Here is a 19,516-nt window from a genome sequence, read left to right as displayed (position 1 = left end):
ACAGGGATGTTAACGGGTTCACCTGCTAGCCCAGCCGCTCCATTTAAGCGAATGGAGTTAGAACGAGCCAGGGCCAGCCAGCTTCCATCGTCCGTTGTGTAACCAATCTCTGCCAGATAATCGCGATCGCGCTGAAGTGGTAGATGGCGATCCTGATCTGCTTCTGCAACGGCGTACTCCTGCAACTGCCCATCGGCGAGGTCATGGAGGTCACTGGCCTCGGGATTCGCCAATCCGGTCACATCATAGACACGCAATTTAAGGTCTCGGCCACCCTGTTTCCGCACGTCCTGGCGATGGCTCTCAGGCGTTTCCCAGTAAACATAGCCCGTATCATTGTCTCGGGGGACAAGAATAATGCGGCTCTTGGGGCGAGCAGCAGATCCGGCCAAACCGGCAACAGCGGCGATTCCTCCCAAAACGGCAGCTCCTGCCACGATCGCCCCTAGAGGCAACGACGGACTATTCTTCTCATCGTCCGTTGCAGGAGCTGCTGCCACCAAGTCGGCATCTGCTACAGGAGCAGGGGGTGAGACAGGAACAGCGGCAGGCGGGGAAGGTGGGGCGGAAGCAGCGGGAGGTGGGACAGGAGCAGCAGCGGGTGGTGGAGGTAGGGGTGGGGCAGAAGCAGCGGGCGGTGGGACAGGAGTAGCGGCAGGCGGGGGGGGTGGGACAGGAGCAGCAGCGGGTGGAGGAGGTGGGGGTGGAGTTACCACTCCTCCAACGGGTTCAACCGGAGGAGTAACAGGGGCAGCTCCACTGCCAGCACCACTACCTGCGGCCCGCTGCGCCCAGTTGGGAGGAGCAGCAGGCGGTGGGGCAGCGGTGGGACGCCGGAAGGCTTTCAATATAAAGGGCAGAGCACCTATTAACAGTAAGGCCAGCCAGGGTAACCAGTCTCGTTTAGAGGTCGCAGCGACATCTCCCTCGGGTTCGCCTTTAGCCGGAGGGGCCTCTGCCCCTGCTTCCGTGGGGGGAGAGGCCTCAGGGGAGGCCGTAGTAGCAGTCTCGCCAGCAGGAGCCGGGGGTGGAGCGGCCACAACCGCTGCCCCCGTTGCCATAGCCAGAAAGGCTTGAGAAGCAGGGCTTAAAGTACCTTTATGCGCAAGAACCCGAGGCTGGGAATAGGGATAGGCAGGGTTATCCGGAAGAGCCCTATGCATGGGTAGGATGGTGACATCGGAGCGATCGCGCACCTGGCTATACACGGCATAACCAATGCCGTCATTTCCAAGAGCCTTAATCACAGTATCGGTACTATCCTCATTGGCAGGTTTCACAGGAGAACCAGCCGTAAACCCACCCAGCTCTTTCCAGATACTGTACTGACTGAGGGCCAGGCGGGTATCGCTGGACTCTGGGCGATCCACAAACCGAATGGGTACATTGGGGCCGCCCACTTGAGACCAATTCGTGATGTCACCCCGAAAAATCCGCGCAAACTGCTGAAAGGTCAGGCTGCCTTTAAAGGGATTATTGGGGCCGACCACGATGGCAATTTTCTCCCGGGCCAGACGTGTTTCTTTCAACCCTTCGGCTTTCTCTGCATCTGTCAATAGCCGTCCGAGCGATGCAATGTCTAGCTTTCCATCCCGGAGAACTTGCAAGGCTTCGTTAGAACTGGAGCTTGATAATTCAACCGTTGCGCCAGGAAAGCTGGATTCGTACTTCTGCTTCAGGGTATTATTTACAACGCTCAGACTCTCATCGCCGTCTACCAACACTCGAGCTCCACTGGGAACTGAAAATGGGGTAGGGACTGGGGAAGACGACGGGGTTTGCGCTAGCACCGATCGGCTCTCCGTTGTTAAGACTAGGGCAATAGCCTGAGAAGTGGCGATCGCCACAAATAAAGCCAGAGAAAAGAACGGAATACCCTTTCGTTGCAGCATATTAACGATCCAGCTAACTTGTAACAATCTCTGACAAAAAAACAACATTTCCAAAAGACGTGCTAATTATAAACACCTTCAGAAAAATAACAAAGTTCCTGATGCAGCAAATCTAAGAAACTTTGGCTCTTCTGGCGCGATCGCCCCAGTCTTCCAACCGCCACCTGATCATGCTTCAAACCTTGTGAATGGGGTGTGGTGAAAGGGGAACAAAGTGCCTCTTTCACCACACCCCACTCGTGGATCTAGAACACTACCCGACACTTTATAGCAACGTGCGAGTGCGTTAAGTACAGCAACGGTGGTGTGGGGCACTTCGTGCCCCACACCACCGTACTTAATCAACCCGCACATTGCTGTAATCTAAGCTCACGACCTGGTTTTCACCCAAATTTAGACAAAAAAACAGCCCCGGAGGGCTGTTTTCATTCGGTCACTTAAGCTTTTCTAATTGTTGCGTCAATGACACCTCTCAAAGACTGGTGAAGCCAAGTAGTTTTGAAACGTAGGCTGTACATGAGTTTTTAAAGCACACGTTTCTTCCAGTCTGAGAATTTTTTGTAGAAGCTTCAGCTCTACCCAAAACTTCTGACAAACCTTTAGTACAAGCCTCGCACAGGACCACGAGCCGGAGGTGGAGGTGATGAGGCTGGACCCTGAATCGGGGGAATGTAAGCCGGACGAGGGGAAGGTACTGGGGCTTCATAGGGAGGTAGTAACAGCAGTGAAGTCCCGAAGGGGTTGTCCAGATCTACTGTGCGAATGGTCGGATCGCTGGTGGACTGGATCTCCTGTAACTCTTGCACCAACTCGATAGTCGCGTCGGCATCACGAGCGATATTATTTTCGGGGAACGGCCCCAGGAAGGTTGTTACTGTACCCAAGAAGCCAGTGTTACGGTAGAAGTCACCCGAATTCGTAAAGAAGGTATCCAGAATTTCGTCCTGGACCGTTGGGTACTCATCCTGATACCGCTGTGAGCGCAGTTCACTTTGTACTTCTTGAGCATGAACGGCTTGGGCTCCCGCCAACAACGTGGCGATCGCCAAAGAAGCGCCCAACCATTGAGTCTTCCTCACCACCATATAATTTCTCTCCACCAGGTTGCCCGTAAGGTTGCCACCCATGCTAACTCAACTTTTTCTGAATGGATCGTTTTTTATACTTACTGACAATGCTGATTAAGGCCGTAGCATCGCTCTCACGAACATGGCTGTACTTGGAAAAGTGAATCTATCCTTAGAAGGGTTCATATCACCGACCCAAAACAGACCTGCCAAAGGCTGAATGACAGACTCTGCAAAAATTGAGCATAATTCTAGGCATTAGAACTAAGCAGGTTTTAAGGATATTTACGGGGTTCTTGATTCATGTCCGAATTCAGCAAAGTTGTTCACTATTTTGGGGAGTCAGTATCCCGTTTCTCTCGCCCACTTTTATGTGGCGCTGCGCTACTCGTTATGTTCGCTGGGGAAGTTTTACCGGCCAAAGCCCAGGAGGTTACTACCTCGGATAGATTTACGACGCTGCTTCATGAGTCTTACCCCGACTTGGTGCCTCCGGAGATGGTTCTCCCGGAGGAAAGGGCATTGCACATCACGATTGATTTAAGCGATCGCCGCCTGACCCTGTCTCAGGGCGACACAGTGCTGCGCACGATTCCTGTAGCCGTGGGTCGTTCTAGTTTCCCCACCCCGACGGGGGAGTTTGAAGTGCGGCAGATGATTCGCGACCCGTCGTGGATGAATCCTTTTACCCATGAAGTGATCGAAGGTGGCAACCCCCGTAACCCTCTGGGTCGCTTCTGGATTGGGTTCTGGACGGATGGGAACAATTGGGTAGGCATGCACGGCACTCCCAACCCGGAGAGTGTGGGCACTCCCGCCTCCCACGGCTGCATCCGGCTATATAACGACGATATCCAGGCATTGTTCGCCCAGGTTAGCATGGGGACGCCCGTAACCGTCGTTCCCTAAGCCGTGCCCGACTCCTTGAATCACCTCGCCATTTTCACGCGTTACCCTCAGCCGGGTTCTACCAAGACCCGGCTGATTCCAGCTTTAGGGCCAGAGGGAGCCGCTGGAGTTCAACGCCAGATGACGGAGCATACGCTGCGTCAAGTGCGTTGCTTACAGCAGCGCCGCGACGTGACCGTAACCCTTCATATAGCGGGAGGCGACGAAGCTGCCATTACAGCATGGCTCGGCTTGCAATGGAATCACCAACCCCAGAAGCAAGGGGATCTGGGCGATCGCCTCATTGCTGCGATGCAATCAGCCTTTCAATCCGGGGCGTCCCGGCTGGTGATCATCGGCATTGATTGCCCCGACATCAACGCCGATGTGCTGGAACAGGCGTTGAACGGACTTGAGCAGGCCGATGTCGTGTTAGGGCCGGCTACCGATGGTGGCTATTATTTGATTGGGTTGCGATCGCCCATCTCCGAATTATTCCAGGGCGTTGCCTGGAGCACTGACCAGGTTTTTCAGCAGACCCAAACCATCGCCCAAAATCTTGGTCTTTCCGTGCATACCCTGGCTCCGCTTTCGGATGTGGATTACCCGGAAGATTTACCCGTATGGCAAGCGGTTCAGCAACAGACCCTTTCAGTTATTGTCCCAGTCTTGAATGAAGCTGGGAACATTCGCCCACTCATCGAGCACTTGCAGGAAACCCCAGAGGTTGAAGTGATTCTAGTAGATGGGGGGAGCACAGATGGGACGGTGGCGATCGCCCAATCTCTGGATGTACAACTTCTTTCGGCATCTGCTGGACGGGCCCACCAGATGAACGTGGGAGCCAACGCAGCTAGCGGCGGCATTCTCCTATTTCTGCACGCCGATACCCGCTTACCGACGGGCTTTGTTCATGCCGTGCGCACGACCCTGACACAACCCAATGTCGTTGTTGGCGCCTTTGAGTTAGCCATTCAAGGCAACCATTGGGGATTGCGCTGGATAGAATGGGGCGTGCGCTGGCGATCGCGCCTATTTCAACGTCCTTACGGCGATCAAGCCCTCTTCATGCGGCGAGAAACATTTGAACGTCTGGGGCAATTTCCTGAGGTCGCACTCCTGGAGGAGTTTATTCTCATGCAGCGAGCCCGGCGGTTGGGACGGGTCGCGATCGCCCCTCTAGCTGTCCTCACCTCTGGCCGTCGCTGGGAAAAGTTGGGAGTTTGGAAGACTACTCTCATCAACCAACTGATTATTTTGGGGTACTATTTGGGTCTTTCCCCGCAACAGTTGGTGCGTTGGTACCGCGATCGCCATCTATAGCTTAATTTTCTGTGTGGTGAGCGAAACTCACCCCACAGAAAATTGAGTCAGGACTTACGCATTTGTGTTGTGGGTGGTGTGCGAAGCACACCACCCACAACACAAATGCTCTATAAACAGCAATTCTCAGTATGGGCATCAAAGCCAAGAGTCCACGCCCGACGGGCGTGAACTCTTGGCTTTGATGCCCGAAAACCGCGCGCCAAAGGCGCGCGGTTTTCGGGCCTGATTTCAAAATGAGAATTGCTGCTCTATACATGGTGGACTTGCGTAAGTCCTGTGAGTATGAATCCAAAAAAATAGGGGGCAATTCGCCCCCATGATGATATCCCACTATCGATAGTCAGCTTTTGTTAGAGGGAGGAGTTTGCCGTGACACTCAACCTCCAACAAACGCTAGGCTATACCAGTCTGAGGTCAGGATACTCTGCAACCACGTCCTCTGCCGAGAGGGTCTCACCCTCCACCTGGGGTGTCCAGAGAACTTCCAGGGCCAGGAGGCGATCGCTCGACACAGAACCGACCTGGCTCAGGGCTTGCCGCAGATCTTGGCTGCTCTGAATCTTAGGCAGGGACAAGTTTCCTTGAGCGGCTACCAACAACGTCACCACAATGTATTCACCCGGAGCCTCCATAAGAGCCTGCCCACCGTCACCCGCAGGCAAAGACTGGGGAATCGTAGCCTGACGCAATTGGTTGTTCACGTTCGACAGAGTTTCAGCCGAGAACTTACCGCGCTCGCTCAGAGCCAGACGATTGAACTGAGCTTCTGCCAATTCCAAACGGGTTTGAGCATTGTCAGTACCGCCATAGACCCAATACTCAGGATGACGGGACAGGGACAGCGTGGTCTCTTGCAATACTCGAGCTAGACCCGCCGAAGAACCGGTATCAGCGGTTTCTGCTAGACGGTTTAGATCCGCTTGCAGCTCGCGGCCTTGAGCCAGCAGCCCAACCTGCAGGCGGGCGATGGAGACGGACGGTGAGCTATAGCCCAATTCGTCATTATTCTGAGTGGCCCCCCGGAAGGCACGAACCAGGAACCCAGCAATGGAAACAAACAGCAGCAGGGTAAACAGACTACCAAAGCCACCTATCCCGAAAATGGGCACCAAGAAGGGGAACCCAAAACCACCACCTGGGTAGTAACCGCCACCCGGATAGTAACCACCACCACCGGGGGCTACATAAGGACGGCTGGGTTGGCTGTAGGTGCGACTCGGTGCGGGTGCCCGGAAGCTCCCACCCCCAATACGCCCACCGCCTGCGCGGGAAGCCGCCATCGCATCACTCGCATGCCCAAACACCAGAGCAAAGACCAGTGCGAAGACGACCAGGGGTTTCAGCAGGGGCCGAATCCGACTTAACAAGTTTTTAGGCATAGAATCGCCCATCTCCCTTTGATCTTTTATCGCTTTCAAGCTTTTATCTCACTATGTCTCTTAATGTACCGTTTTCAAACTATCGCGGGAACGGCAACGGCCTCACTCTAAAGGGGTGATGACCGTACTCAAGTCATCACCTTAAGTTCCCCTCTGTTAGGGACTAGTAGGCTGCGGCCTAAGTTTGCAACCTTATGTTCTGTGTGGGGTGCTCCGAACCTCACACAAAACATAAGGTGATGGATTGCCGCCTCAGCGTACTAGCCACCACCCACAATGGTGACAACTTCGAGGCGATCGCCCGACTGCATCTGCGTTATATCCCAAAACTGTCGATGCAAAATCTCGCCATTGTATTCAACAGCCACCAGGCGAGGGTTAAGCCCCAACTGCGTTAGCAACTGGGGCAGCGAAGTGCCTGGGATGCATTGCTGCGCTTCGCCGTTAACTTGCAGGGTAATAAGGGTTTGAGAATCCATAAAAAATGAATGAAAAGCAGAGGGCAGAGGGGAAGAGAGGAATGGGTTAGGAGGAAAGGTATAAATGCAAGGGGAAAAAGATCTGTAGGGGTGGGTTTAGCAAACCCTTCTTGCCTGTGCTGTTAACCCCTGACAAAACTCGCCCTTACTGTTGATTGCCTCTCACAGTAAGGGCGGGTTTGAACAATCTCAGTTTTGGGTTTGAGATAACGACAAAACCTGCCCTTACACCGTTTACCCGTAGCTGTTGCTCATCTGATGTTGCTCATCTAAAGGCTTCGTGGAAAAGGCACAATCTCTACAACAGAAGGGTCATTAGGCGCTCTGCTTCGACTGTTCCCAAGATTCTGGGGTGAACGTTTTAAGCGAAAGTGCATGAATTGCTTCAGAACTCATAGCCTGATTTAACGCACTGTAGACCAACTGATGCTGTTTAATCAGCGACTTGCCTTCAAAAGCCGAGGAAACCACGATCGCCTGATAATGGTCACCGCCACCGGTCAAATCTTGAATTTGCACATCCGCGTCGGGAAGTGCCAGCTTGATCATGGATTCCACCTGACTGGGGCTAATCATTGTGATAAATCTCCTGGGTATTTCTGAGTATGGGATAACCCCACTCTTAAATATATAGCGACAGCTATCCAGGATAAGAGAAGAGAGGGCAAGTACGTGGTACCTGCCCTCTCTTCTCTTATCCTGGATAGCCAATTGATAAGTTTAAGAAGCTGTGAGGGACTTGCGATCGCTCACAACTTCCGGATGTATCTCCTTAAGGGTTAGCAGGCAGGGTTGAGGTTGCACCACCTGTGGGAGGATAGGGAGAATCAACAAAACCCAATTCATATAATTGGCGGTAGGCCCGCTGCCCCAGATCCCGTGTGGGCTGCTGGCTACGCACAATTTGAATCAACAGCGGAACCGACAAATCCGGTTGGTTTTGAGCTCGGTGTACCAGGGCTAGTTGGTAGCTCGCCTCATCCCGTAGTTGGGTTGTGTCATACGCTTGACGGCGCAGAGTGTCGGCAACGCGAGCATCAACCCCGGTGAAGCTGCCAAGCAAATCTTGATAGAGGTTAGACAACTGGTTGAAGACCTGACGGGCTTCCTGAAGCTTGCGGGCCGCTACTTCATAATTTTCGTTACTCACAGCGGTTTGAGCCTCTTCCATCAGGCGCTGCCCATTGGCAATGCTTAGAATCCGATCATCCTGAATCAATGGACGGCCATCATCCGTTTGTTCGGGAAAAGCAGACGAATCGGGAACGGCGGGGGCAATGTTATCAGTGGTTTGAGCCAGTGCGCCATGGGCAACCAGAAAGCTCCCCGGAATCGTGGTCAAACCAATGAGTGCGAGAAGACGAAATGCTTTAGAAATCAGCATGGGAAGGTACGTGAAAGAGAGGATTCTGGAGATGAACCCGCTGATACAAGGTTCAATAGTAGCACCTTGTGGAAGGTCTTCCGGTTGACAATGGCAACCTAAATATTGTGGATCGACTGATCCGTGCAACAGCCCCAGGACAATGGACAATATGGAGTTTTGGTTAAAAGGAATCTGCTTCAATCCGGCTGGGAGCCAGTACACTGGAACCCGTGGAAGACCTAGGCTGTCAGGAGCGAAGCTTTATGACTGGGGCATTTGAGTCACCATTACCAAACTCTAATTCGCCGGGAGTGCGTGCCGGTCGGGAAGGATTGATTTTACAGCGGGGGGGCGAAGAACTGCGACTGGTGAAAGTGGACGATCGCTTCACCATTAGCATGCGCGAAGGGGTCGCCCCCCAGGCCATCACCCCAACCCTGATGCCGGAGTCAGTGATGGCTATCCCTTCAGTGGACTTATTACAGGTAGAGGTGGAGCCAGAACGGCTGGATGCTGTTATGGAGCAGGCCCGTCGCTCAGAAGCAGTGGCCTTTGCCAGCCACGTTTATCAAATTGAAAACAGCCCTGAAACCCTGGTCTACCTGACAGATGAGATAACGGTGCAGTTTGCCCCCCAGGTCTCGATGGATCAGATTCGGGCGATCGCCGCCGCCGTTGGCTTAGAAGGAATTAAACCGATTGAAGGCATCCCCCAGGCCTTTGTCTTTCAAGTGACCCTCCAGGCCCAGGAGAACCCGATCAAAATTGCCAATCATTTGATGCGTTACTCCGAAGTGTTGCTGACAGAGCCCAACATCGTGCTCCACAGTGAAAGGCTCTATCGCCCGCAGGATGAGGCTTATCGACGCCAGTGGTACCTGAGCGCGCAGGCCGGCAACCAGGTGGTCCGCGGGGCGGATATTTCCGTTGAAGCAGCCTGGGACATGACACGGGGGGAACGGTCGGTGGTCGTCGCCGTCACCGATGATGGGTTTGACCTGGCCCATCCAGATTTTCAGGGGTCAGGCAAAATTGTCGCCCCCCGAGATTTAAAGGAAAAGGATAACTTGCCCCTACCCCAGGGCAGCGAAAACCATGGCACCGCCTGTGCTGGGGTCGCCGTGGCGGAGGAAAACCGTACAGGTATTGTGGGAGTGGCTCCTGGGTGTAGCCTTCTGCCTCTTCGCACAACTGGTTTTTTGGATGATCGGGCGATCGAGGAGCTGTTTGATTGGGCTGTTCAGAAGGGAGCCTGGGTCATTTCCTGTAGCTGGGGAGCCAGTGCTGTATACTTTTCGCTTTCTCTGCGGCAACGGGCGGCAATTACACGAGCAGCCCGTCAAGGGCGCGGTGGCCGGGGCTGCGTCGTGGTTTTTGCTGCAGGTAATGCTAACCGTCCGGTAAATGGCAATGTCAACGAGCGCGGTTGGGCAGGCAATGTGGTGCGAGGTGAAACCAACTGGCTTAATGGGTTTGCGGTACATCCTGACGTGATTACAGTATCCGCCACTACGAGCCTGGGCAAAAAAGCAGCTTACAGCAATTGGGGCAATGCGATTTCTGTAGCAGCTCCGAGCAATAATGCACCGCCGGGGCTTTGGTTGGCCGAAACGGGGTATGTCTTTACGGGACCAGAAATTCGTACGGCCTTACCGGGATTAGGGGTAGTGACGAGCGATCGCCTTGGCCCCAGTGGCTACGAAGGCGGCGACCTGACCAGCACCTTTGGCGGCACCTCCAGCGCTTGCCCGGTGGTGGCGGGTGTTGCCGCTCTCGTACTCTCTATCAATCCTTTCCTGACCAGCCAGGAAGTGCGCCAAATTTTGCAGGATACCGCGGATAAGTTGGTAGATCCCGACCCCGATCCGCAACTGGGAAACCGCTTCGGCTCCTACGATGCCAATGGCTACTCCCAGTGGTTTGGCTATGGCAAGGTGAATGCAGCACGGGCAGTGAAATTGGCACGCGATCGCCTTCCCACCCCGCTCATCCCCAACCAATGGGTCAATCTGCAAAATACCACGGCTGTTGCTATCCCCGACTTCAATCTGCGGGGCATTACCAGCCTGATTCAGGCTCGTGAAACCCAACCACTTCGCGATCTGCGGATTACCGTCGAAGTCACCCACGAGTATCTGGGCGATCTCAGCATTCAACTTCAGCCGCCACAAGGTAATGCCATCCTGCTCCAGAGCCGCACGTTAGGCCAGGCCACACAGTTGCAATATACCTATTCCTTACAGACAACCCCATTGCTGCGATCGCTCCTTAACCAATCTCCCCGGGGCACCTGGCAATTGAAGATTACCGACAATGCCCCCGGTCATACTGGTACTTTGAGACGATGGCAGCTGAGTCTGGGTTTATAAAATGGAGTAGAGATTAGAGCATAAAAAACTATGGCCCGTGGTGACCAAATTTTCGTGATGCGTCCACTGCTAAACCTGGAAGGGGTTTATGAGCATCACGGTATTGACTGTGGCGATGGTACCGTCATTCACTACAGCAAGGCAGAGGCTGAGCCGACAATCCGCCGAACCCCCTGGAAAGATTTCTCTTGGGGGAATCCGGTATCGGTAAAGATGTACGCGGCAAGTTTTATTGATGATGTCGTGATTGAGCGGGCCGAGAGCCGCCTGGGGGAGCAGCAGTACAATCTGTTGACCAATAACTGTGAGCATTTCGCGACCTGGTGCAAGGTTGGCAAGAGCGAAAGCTTCCAAATCAGCAATTTTGGCCTCCCAGCCGAAACCCTGGAGCGCATGATTTCGGGGCGCACTGTGGATGCCGCAGCGCACGATGCCGATCCAATCCATGCACTGCATCTCTTCGATAACGCGCTGCAAAATACGGCGATCGCTCAAATGCAACTGGAAGCCCAACACCACCAGGCCGAGTCTGAGGCAGACACCTGGCACCGTGTTGCGATGCTCGCCCTTAAACAAGGGAAAGAAGATGCTGCCCGCGCTGCTTTGGAACGCAAAGTACAACAGAAAAAACGCATTCAGGAGTTGGAAGGCAACATGGCAGAGATGGGAACAATTACCCAAGATCTGCAAAACAATGTGGAATGGTTACAGAAACGCGCCGCTATCCAAAAAAGTTAATTCTTCAGTTGCAACAGCGTACAAGCGAGATTAAAACCATAGTAGACGCGAAACAATAATGCATCCCCTGCAAAATTCTTGAGCCGAGGAACTATACAAGTTGCAATGCCGAGTGCATTTAGATTGAGTGAGGTGTGGGAGACACATCCAGCAATTCTCATGATGAGCTCAAAGCCGAGAGTGCGCGCCCAACGGACGCGAACTCTCGGCTTTGAAGCCTGAAAACAGGACTTACGCAAGCCCGCTATCCATAGTGTATTTGTATTGTGGGTGGGGTGCGAAGCACCCCACCCACAATACAAATGCGTAACTGAAACTCAGATTTGTAGGTGCAACGGGCTTCATCTGCCACACTCACAAATCTGAAATAGACCCTATGCAACTTCTGGATAGACATTGCCTTCAAATTTGATTGTTTCTAGCCCCAAAACTTGCTAGTTTTTAGTCTTACTTCATTTCAGACGGGGCATCCTGCATGAGCATGGCAACGCTGCGTGGGCGCGATTTTTTGAGAATGACCGACTTCAGCGCTGAAGAAATTCGGCGGGTTTTGGCCCTGGCCGCAGACATGAAATCGGGGCGAACCGTTGTGCGGTGTGAAAAAGTTTTAGGGCTGTTGTTTAAAAAAGCATCCACCCGTACCCGAGTTAGTTTTTCGGTGGCCATGTTCCAGATGGGCGGTCAGGTTATTGACCTGAACACCAGCTTGACCCAGGTCAGCCGAGGCGAACCGACTCAAGACACTGCCCGTGTGCTCGATCGCTATGTGGATGTACTCGCCATCCGTACGTTTGAGCAGGCAGAGGTGGAGATGTTCGCCCACTATGCAAAAATTCCAGTCATCAACGCGCTGACGGATCTAGAGCACCCCTGTCAGGTCCTCGCAGATTTGCTGACCATCCAGGAGGAGTTCGGCCCCTCCCTGGAAGGACTAACTCTAACTTACGTAGGCGATGGCAATAACATGGCCCACTCTCTCATGTTAGGAGGGGCAATGATGGGGATGAATGTGCGGATTGCTTCCCCTGCCCAGTATCAGCCCCTTCCTGATGTTGTGGCGCAAGCACAGGCGATCGCCGGCGATCGCTCTCAGGTGATCGTGACGCAAGACCCAGTGCTGGCGGCGAAGGAAGCGCAGGTGCTCTACACCGATGTGTGGGCCAGCATGGGCCAGGAAGGGGAAGCCGAGGATCGCGTGCCGCTCTTCCAGCCTTATCAAATTAATGATGAGTTGCTAGCCGTAGCAGATCCAAAAGCGATCGTCCTGCACTGCCTCCCGGCTCACCGTGAAGAGGAAATCACTGAATCGGTACTGGAAGGGCCACAATCTCGCGTATGGGATGAAGCGGAAAACCGGCTCCATGCACAGAAGGCCTTGTTGGCCAGCTTGCTGGGTGTGAGCTAAACGTCTGGAGGCTGTGATGTGAAAGGCTGAAACGTTTGCGGGAGGGATGTTGTATACAATGCCCCTCCCACAAACGTTTCAGTCTTTTTGATCATCGTTAGCTGCGATCGAGGCGCTGTTGCAGAATGAAGTCGGCGATCGCTAAGTCCACTGGAGTTGTCACCTTCAAGTTTGTTTCCTCACCCGGCACGATGGTTACAGGCAGACCGCATTGCTCGAACAAAGCCGCATCATCGGTAACTTCCCAACCCTTGCGGATCCCTTCTTCGTGGCATTGCAGCAGTTTTTCCACCTCAAAGCCCTGAGGGGTTTGAGCGGCCCAAAGGTTCTGGCGATCGGGGGTACTTTCAATCACATGGGTACCCGCTTTCACGACTTTGATCGTGTCCTTGACGGGAACAGCCGCAATTAATCCCTGACAGGTCTGAATTGCTTCAGCACAGCGGTTAATTAAAGTAGGCGTGACCAGGCAACGAGCACCATCATGAATCAGCACATGCTCGGCAACTCCTGGCAACTCGCGCAGGCCGTTGTAAACCGACTCCTGCCGCGTCTTTCCACCCGGAATAAACCGGACTACTCGATTCAAAGACAGTTCTGAGACAATTTCCTTAAACTCAGGCCATTCCTCAGGCTGGGCCACAATACCAATCCAGTGAATGGATTCAGCGGCTTTAGCAGCCTTTAGGGTCCAGGCCATGATGGGTTTATTTTGCAGAGACATGAGCAGCTTGTTACGATCTCCGCCCATCCGTTTCCCTGAACCTGCTGCCGGAATTAAAAAATACAAGGTGTGGCCCTCCCATCACAGCCAATGCGTGCTCTATTGTCGGCCGTGGGATAAAAATTTACCGCCTCAGCCATTGCATTTCACGTTCAAATTTTATAGCCTTACGTCATCTGATTAAGACGGTTTAGTTTTTGAAAAACCACGCTCCACATGCTTTTTCAAAAACTAGATGGACGGATTCTGAGTGCGTAGCACTATACGCGGTTCATTAGCTTTCTAAGCAATGGCTTCAAGCCGCTCAAAATGAATGTTTGATTGAAGATGAGATCGCCAATACCCCCTAGCGACGAAAAAAAGTGCGGAGCTTCGCTCCGCACTTTTTCATAAAGACTTAAAGTTTGAATTTAGCTGGCGTTTTCCCAGGGTTTCAGCACGACTTTGATGCAGCTCTCCTGCTTGTCGCGGAAGATCTTGTACCCTCGGGGTGCTTCATCCAGAGGCATCGTGTGAGTAATGATGAATGACGGATCAATTTCACCATTCTGAATTCGTTCTAGCAAGGGGCCCATGTACTTCTGCATATGAGTTTGTCCCGATCGCATGGTCAGGGCTTTATTCACAAATGCTCCCATCGGCATCTTGTCGATGAAGCCGCCATACACGCCGGGAACGGACACCTTACCCCCCTTCCGACAGGCTACGATCACCTCCCGCAAAACGAGGGCGCGATCGGTTTCCATCCGGAAGGTCTGCTTCACCGCGTCATAGGCGGCCATGAATCCGGTACCGTGAGCTTCCATCCCTACCGCGTCAATGCAGCAGTCGGGGCCACGGCCTCCAGTCATTTCCTTCAGAGCAACGCCAGTTTCCACCTCTTCGTAGTTAAGGATTTCGGCACCACCGGCTTTTGCCAGTTCTAAGCGTTCAGGAATGCGATCGATCGCAATGACCCGCTCAGCTCCAAACATGAAGGCACTGCGAATGGCAAACTGACCGACTGGACCACAACCCCAAACGGCGACGGTATCCCCCGGCTCAATATCGCAATAGTCTGCTGCCATATAACCTGTGGGAAACACGTCCGTCAGGAAAAGTACCTGCTCATCGGTCATGCCATCGGGAACTTTCATGGGCCCGATGTCAGCATAGGGTACGCGGGCATATTGGGCCTGCCCTCCCGCATAGCCCCCCAGCAAGTGGGAGTAGCCAAACAAACCGGAAGGAGAATGGCCGTAAAGTTTCTCAGCCATCCACGCATTCGGGTTGGAATTGTCGCAGAGTGACCACAAGTCTTTCTGACAGAAGAAGCAGTTGCCGCAGGAAATGGTGAAGGGGACGACAACGCGATCGCCAATCTTCAAATTCTTCACAGCCGAACCCAACTCGACCACTTCCCCCATAAACTCGTGACCCAAAATGTCACCAGATTTCATGGTGGGAATGTAGCCATCATAAATATGCAAATCTGACCCACAGATGGCCGTCGAAGTAATTTTGATGATGGCATCCCGGGGGTTGAGAATTTTGGGATCTGGAACGTTATCGACGCGCACGTCTCCCGCTCCATGCCAGCACAATGCTTTCATAGAATGACTCCTGGAGTGTTTTGTGAAAATAATCAGTTTTGATCCCCCCAGTCCCCTCGTTAAGGGGGGTCGGATCTGACTCCCCCTTGGTAAGGAGTGAGGATCTTATGCACCTCGGGGCTGACCTTCATTCGTGGCAATTTCGCCCGCTTCCATCAGCATCTTGAAGCGAGCCAACTCATCGCCAATCTGCAGTTCGGGTTCTTCCCCAAAAAGGCGGGCCAACACTGCGGTTACCGCACCACCCGGAGGGCTGTATTCCATTACCACTTTCACCTCGGTGCCGCGATTCCCGGTAGCCGGCTGAAACCGCACAAATCCCGAGTTCTCGATATCGGCTCCAGGCAACGATGTCCAGGCAATTAGATGATTAGGCTCATCCGTAATAATTTCCGCGTCCCATTCCACTTCGGCATTGAGAGGCGCACTCGCCACCCAGTGAGAACGGTGCTCATCCGTTACGGTCACCGACTTCAGGTGCCGCATAAAGTGGGGCAAATTCTCAAAATTCCGCCAGAAGGAATAGAGCTCGTTGGCAGGGCGGTTGATGGTTACAGTCTTCTCGACACGAATAGCCTTATCTAAGCCAATGGCTTCTTGAATCTGGCCCAAAGCACTATCCCCTTTCGCACCCTGGTAGAGTAGTCCACCTCCAGCAACAGCGGTCAGCACGCCGCGCAGTGAGCGATCGCGCAATCCCATCAAGACCAGGGCTCCACCACCCAGTAGGGAAGCCCACCGTTCTACCTCACCCGCCTGCGGGTTTGTTGTCTGATTCTGCTTAACAGTCTCTTCCACGCGTTGTCTCCCATGTGGATGTTCGGGCGATCGCCCTGCTCACGAACACAGCAACGATCGTCTCTGCGATCACTATAGAAAGCCACTTATGGAGATACTTCGGTCAGAAGATAGAGAAAAGGTCATGCAGCGATCGCCACAGCTGTTCAGACAAAAACAGGACTTACACAAGCCAACTATACGTGGTGTATTTGTGTTGTGGGTGGGGTGCTTCGCACCCCACCCACAACACAAACGCGTAAGTCCTGAACTTTTTGTTCTAAGACAAAGCCCGAGTTGCTATTAAGTGATACAGCTCAGATCTCCAGCACGCTTGCTAAAACGAAGGTTCTCACTGTAATCAACGGGGCAGTCGATGATAGCAGGGCACTCATCCGCCAGAGCTTGCTTCAGTATGGGCACAAAGTCTGTGGCTGATTCCACCCGGTATCCTTTCACACCCATACTTTCCGCATATTTGACAAAATCGGGATTGCCAAACTTGATGAAAGACGACGAGCCAAAGTGGTTGTGCTGCTTCCATTCAATCAGGCCATAGCCGCCATCATTGAAGATGATGGTGACAAAGGGAGTTCCAACTCGCAAGGCCGTTTCAAGTTCCTGGGAATTCATCATAAAACCGCCGTCGCCCGTCACCGCAACAACCTTGCGATTAGGAGCCACCAGCTTCGCAGCGATCGCCCCGGGTATCGCAATTCCCATGGCAGCAAAGCCATTCGAAATGATGCAAGTGTTGGGGCGATCGCAATGGTAGTGTCGCGCCATCCACATTTTGTGGGCACCTACATCGGAAATCACAATATCCTCTGGCCCCATTACCTGACGCAGATCGTAAAGAAGCTTCTGCGGTTTTATAGGAAAGCCAGCGTCTTGGGCATGTTCCTCATAATCTGCCAGAATTTCGGGGCGCAGGCCAATAGCATAAGGTTCGGGACGACCGGAGCGATCGGCTCGCTTCAGGATTTCATTCAGAGAGTCGGTAATATCACCAATCACTTCTGCTAGCGGAATATAACTGCTATCAATTTCTGCCGGACACATATTGATGTGAACGATAGGAATATCGTGATTGGGATTCCAACGTTTTGGAGAATATTCGATCAGGTCATAACCAACGCAGATGACTAGATCTGTGCGATCAAAGCCGCAATTAATAAAATCTCGCTGTTGCAGACCCACCGTCCACAATGCCAACGGATGCGTATAAGGAATGACCCCTTTCCCCATAAAGGTATTCGCAACAGGAATATTGAGCTCAGTTGCAAAGGCCGTTAGCGCCTCGCTGGCGTTGCCCCGAATGGCTCCATTCCCGACCAGAATGAGGGGATTTTCGGCATTAGAAATAGCGTGGGCTGCCCGTTCAATGCTCTTGAAAGAGGCGTAAACCTTCTCAATTTCCTCTTTCCGCAAAGGCTGCCCCGTAGCCGGCATGGCCGCAATATTTTCGGGCAGATCAATATGGACGGCTCCCGGTTTCTCGCTCTGGGCGATTTTGAATGCCTTACGAACAATTTCAGGGGTGTTCGTGGGGCGCACAATTTGACTGTTCCACTTCGTCACCGGGGCAAACATCGACACCAGATCGAGGTACTGGTGTGACTCAATGTGCATACGATCGGTGCCGACCTGGCCCGTAATAGCCACCAGGGGCGCTCGATCCAAATTGGCATCCGCTACACCGGTCATTAAATTTGTGGCCCCCGGCCCCAGGGTAGAAAGACAAACCCCAGCTTTACCCGTTAGCCGCCCGTATACATCCGCCATAAATGCAGCCCCCTGCTCATGGCGAGTCGTGATGAACTGGACGGAGGATGTTTTCAGTGCTTCTAGCACATGCAGGTTTTCTTCGCCGGGGAGACCAAATACATACTCAACCTGCTCATTCTCCAGACATCGAATCATCAGCTCGGCGGCATTTTGATCAGTCATAGAAATTCCTTGCTATTCCCTAAAGTGAAGTGAAGCGAGGAGATAGGCTGAGGCCGCTTAGCACACATAGCAGCCTTAAGCCCATCTCCTAACAGATGGGGCTTATTGAATCCAAACGGTTTTGATGTTGACGAACTCGTGGATGCCCTCCCGACCCAGCTCTCGTCCATAGCCCGAGCGCTTGATGCCACCAAAGGGGAGGCGCGGATCGGACTTCACCATACTGTTGAGAAACACACAGCCTGACTCAATGTCGTTGACCAGGCGATCGCCCTCCTCGGGCACTTGAGTCCAGGCACTCGCACCCAACCCGAAGGGGCAATGGTTGGCCACTCGAATCGCCTCATCGACATCAGCCACTCGGAATACCATGGCGACGGGGCCAAAGAATTCCTCCTGGGCAATGGGAGCATCGATCGGCACCTCACTGAGGATGGTGGGAGGATAAAAGGTGCCAACCTTGAGGCGGGGATCAGCCTGAGTAGGGAGCTGGGAGCGATCGCCCCCTACTATTAACTGTGCCCCCTGTTCCACCCCAAGTTTCACTTGATGATCCAAATCTTCTAAAATGGCCGGGGTCGCCAACGGTCCAATCTCCACTTCAGGCAGCAACGGATCGCCCACCTTTAACGCCCGATAGCGTTCCGTCAGTTTTTCCAGGAATGTATCGTAGATAGAATCCTGCACAATAAAGCGCTTGGCCGCAATGCAAGATTGACCACTGTTAATCATGCGCGCCGTCACCGCGGTTGCTACAGCGGTTTCTAGATCCGCGCTTTCCATCACCACAAAGGGGTCACTACCACCCAATTCCAGTACGGTCTTCTTGATCCGCTGGCCACATTGGGAGGCAAGACTGGCCCCGGCCGGTTCACTGCCCGTTAGCGTGGCCGCTTTCACCCGCTCATCGGCCACCACTTGCTCGACCTGATTGGCACTAATCAATAACGTTTGAAAGACGTTGTCTGGGAACCCTGCCTGACGAATCACCTCTTCAATCGCCAGAGCCGACTGCGGCACGTTTGACGCATGCTTCAAAATCCCGACGTTCCCTGCCATTAAAGCCGGAGCGGCAAAGCGAAACACTTGCCAGAAGGGGAAGTTCCATGGCATCACCGCGAGGATAATTCCCAACGGTTGATACCGCACAAAGCTACGGCTGGCATCGGTGGCAATGGGAACGTCCGCCAAAAACTCAGCGGCATTGTCCGCATAAAAGCGGCAAACCCAGGCGGATTTTTCCACCTCTGCGATCGCCGCTTTAATCGGTTTCCCCATCTCCAGGGTCATCAGTTTTCCAAATTCCTCTTTGCGATCGCTCAAGACCTGAGCAGCGGCATTCAGCCAGCGAGCGCGATCAGCCATGGGCGTGTGGCGATACTGCTGAAAGGCCCGCTCTGCCTGGTCTAATTTGAGGGCGATCGCGTCGGAGGTCAGCGCATCAAATTCCTTCAGGGTTTCTCCGGTAGCCGGATTAATACTGGCGATCCCCATCGGCGCAAACTCCTTTAATTCTGCTGTTCGTCCCTATTTCTCAACTGTAACGCTCGGAATTGTGGGCCAT

General features: G+C 53.3%; 15 protein-coding genes and 1 pseudogene. 5 read left to right on the top strand and 11 right to left on the bottom strand.

Annotation, left to right across the window (positions count from 1 at the left end; translation table 11 throughout):
• Positions 1-56: 56 nt before the first annotated feature.
• Both H6F91_RS28165 and H6F91_RS27330 read right to left on the bottom strand, forming a co-directional pair.
• Positions 57-1,892: pseudogene (locus tag H6F91_RS28165) on the bottom strand (substrate-binding domain-containing protein); the annotation flags it as partial.
• 599 nt (positions 1,893-2,491) lie between these two features.
• Complete coding sequence (locus tag H6F91_RS27330; RefSeq protein WP_190789577.1) at positions 2,492-2,977, bottom strand: hypothetical protein; 486 nt, start codon at positions 2,975-2,977, stop codon at positions 2,492-2,494.
• 285 nt (positions 2,978-3,262) lie between these two features.
• Here H6F91_RS27330 and H6F91_RS27325 point away from each other — a divergent pair, with 285 nt between their 5' ends.
• Together H6F91_RS27325 and H6F91_RS27320 are read left to right on the top strand one after the other, a co-directional pair.
• Entirely contained in the window at positions 3,263-3,868 is a 606-nt protein-coding gene (locus tag H6F91_RS27325) for a L,D-transpeptidase (RefSeq protein WP_199308077.1), read from the top strand.
• A gap of 3 nt (positions 3,869-3,871) precedes the next feature.
• On the top strand, positions 3,872-5,170 hold the full coding sequence (locus H6F91_RS27320; RefSeq protein ID WP_347280094.1) for a TIGR04283 family arsenosugar biosynthesis glycosyltransferase: 1,299 nt from the start codon (positions 3,872-3,874) through the stop codon (positions 5,168-5,170).
• A gap of 401 nt (positions 5,171-5,571) precedes the next feature.
• Here the strand turns inward: H6F91_RS27320 and H6F91_RS27315 are convergent, their stop codons facing one another.
• The 4 genes from H6F91_RS27315 to H6F91_RS27300 all read right to left on the bottom strand — a co-directional run bounded on the left by H6F91_RS27315 (position 5,572) and on the right by H6F91_RS27300 (position 8,415).
• Entirely contained in the window at positions 5,572-6,552 is a 981-nt protein-coding gene (locus H6F91_RS27315) for a DUF1517 domain-containing protein (protein WP_190774094.1), read from the bottom strand.
• A 260-nt stretch (positions 6,553-6,812) separates the two neighbouring features.
• Complete coding sequence (gene thiS / locus H6F91_RS27310) at positions 6,813-7,031, bottom strand: sulfur carrier protein ThiS (protein WP_190774093.1); 219 nt, start codon at positions 7,029-7,031, stop codon at positions 6,813-6,815.
• Positions 7,032-7,346: 315 nt separating this feature from the next.
• Positions 7,347-7,607, bottom strand: a complete 261-nt coding sequence (locus tag H6F91_RS27305; RefSeq protein WP_190774092.1) for a BolA/IbaG family iron-sulfur metabolism protein — start codon at positions 7,605-7,607, stop codon at positions 7,347-7,349.
• Positions 7,608-7,803: 196 nt separating this feature from the next.
• Positions 7,804-8,415, bottom strand: coding sequence for a hypothetical protein (locus tag H6F91_RS27300; protein ID WP_190774091.1), 612 nt, complete (start codon positions 8,413-8,415; stop codon positions 7,804-7,806).
• Positions 8,416-8,660: 245 nt separating this feature from the next.
• Here H6F91_RS27300 and H6F91_RS28445 point away from each other — a divergent pair, with 245 nt between their 5' ends.
• The 3 genes from H6F91_RS28445 to argF all read left to right on the top strand — a co-directional run bounded on the left by H6F91_RS28445 (position 8,661) and on the right by argF (position 12,909).
• Positions 8,661-10,766: a S8 family serine peptidase gene (locus H6F91_RS28445; RefSeq protein WP_190774090.1), complete on the top strand. Its 2,106-nt coding sequence runs from the start codon at positions 8,661-8,663 to the stop codon at positions 10,764-10,766.
• A 30-nt stretch (positions 10,767-10,796) separates the two neighbouring features.
• A complete protein-coding gene (locus tag H6F91_RS27290) occupies positions 10,797-11,504 on the top strand; it encodes a lecithin retinol acyltransferase family protein (RefSeq protein ID WP_190774089.1) in 708 nt (235 codons plus the stop codon).
• A 481-nt stretch (positions 11,505-11,985) separates the two neighbouring features.
• On the top strand, positions 11,986-12,909 hold the full coding sequence (argF, locus tag H6F91_RS27285; protein WP_190774114.1) for an ornithine carbamoyltransferase: 924 nt from the start codon (positions 11,986-11,988) through the stop codon (positions 12,907-12,909).
• A gap of 97 nt (positions 12,910-13,006) precedes the next feature.
• On the opposite strand, the gene ispD is transcribed toward argF, so the two are convergent.
• The 5 genes from ispD to H6F91_RS27260 form a co-directional block, all read right to left on the bottom strand.
• Complete coding sequence (gene ispD, locus H6F91_RS27280) at positions 13,007-13,699, bottom strand: 2-C-methyl-D-erythritol 4-phosphate cytidylyltransferase (protein ID WP_190774088.1); 693 nt, start codon at positions 13,697-13,699, stop codon at positions 13,007-13,009.
• 344 nt (positions 13,700-14,043) lie between these two features.
• A complete protein-coding gene (locus tag H6F91_RS27275; RefSeq protein WP_190774087.1) occupies positions 14,044-15,225 on the bottom strand; it encodes a zinc-dependent alcohol dehydrogenase in 1,182 nt (393 codons plus the stop codon).
• A gap of 105 nt (positions 15,226-15,330) precedes the next feature.
• A complete protein-coding gene (locus H6F91_RS27270; protein WP_347280093.1) occupies positions 15,331-16,023 on the bottom strand; it encodes an SRPBCC family protein in 693 nt (230 codons plus the stop codon).
• Between the two features lie 282 nt (positions 16,024-16,305).
• Positions 16,306-17,952: an acetolactate synthase large subunit gene (locus H6F91_RS27265; RefSeq protein WP_190774086.1), complete on the bottom strand. Its 1,647-nt coding sequence runs from the start codon at positions 17,950-17,952 to the stop codon at positions 16,306-16,308.
• Between the two features lie 102 nt (positions 17,953-18,054).
• Complete coding sequence (locus tag H6F91_RS27260; RefSeq protein ID WP_190774085.1) at positions 18,055-19,446, bottom strand: NAD-dependent succinate-semialdehyde dehydrogenase; 1,392 nt, start codon at positions 19,444-19,446, stop codon at positions 18,055-18,057.
• Positions 19,447-19,516: the final 70 nt, after the last annotated feature.

This window comes from Leptolyngbya sp. FACHB-8 (genome assembly GCF_014695575.1).
Taxonomy (GTDB): Bacteria; Cyanobacteriota; Cyanobacteriia; order Elainellales; family Elainellaceae; genus Vacuolonema.
This window is presented reverse-complemented; position numbering and strand designations above follow the sequence as displayed.

Bases quoted from the DNA above. Each gene is read 5' to 3' on its own strand.
- thiS (WP_190774093.1), bottom strand. From the start codon at position 7,031: ATGGATTCTCAAACCCTTATTACCCTGCAAGTTAACGGCGAAGCGCAG.
- H6F91_RS27300 (WP_190774091.1), bottom strand. From the start codon at position 8,415: ATGCTGATTTCTAAAGCATTTCGTCTTCTCGCACTCATTGGTTTGACC.
- H6F91_RS27260 (WP_190774085.1), bottom strand. From the start codon at position 19,446: ATGGGGATCGCCAGTATTAATCCGGCTACCGGAGAAACCCTGAAGGAA.
- H6F91_RS27275 (WP_190774087.1), bottom strand. From the start codon at position 15,225: ATGAAAGCATTGTGCTGGCATGGAGCGGGAGACGTGCGCGTCGATAAC.
- H6F91_RS27265 (WP_190774086.1), bottom strand. From the start codon at position 17,952: ATGACTGATCAAAATGCCGCCGAGCTGATGATTCGATGTCTGGAGAAT.
- H6F91_RS27290 (WP_190774089.1), top strand. From the start codon at position 10,797: ATGGCCCGTGGTGACCAAATTTTCGTGATGCGTCCACTGCTAAACCTG.
- argF (WP_190774114.1), top strand. From the start codon at position 11,986: ATGGCAACGCTGCGTGGGCGCGATTTTTTGAGAATGACCGACTTCAGC.
- H6F91_RS27325 (WP_199308077.1), top strand. From the start codon at position 3,263: ATGTCCGAATTCAGCAAAGTTGTTCACTATTTTGGGGAGTCAGTATCC.
- H6F91_RS28445 (WP_190774090.1), top strand. From the start codon at position 8,661: ATGACTGGGGCATTTGAGTCACCATTACCAAACTCTAATTCGCCGGGA.
- H6F91_RS27330 (WP_190789577.1), bottom strand. From the start codon at position 2,977: ATGGTGGTGAGGAAGACTCAATGGTTGGGCGCTTCTTTGGCGATCGCC.
- H6F91_RS27305 (WP_190774092.1), bottom strand. From the start codon at position 7,607: ATGATTAGCCCCAGTCAGGTGGAATCCATGATCAAGCTGGCACTTCCC.
- H6F91_RS27315 (WP_190774094.1), bottom strand. From the start codon at position 6,552: ATGCCTAAAAACTTGTTAAGTCGGATTCGGCCCCTGCTGAAACCCCTG.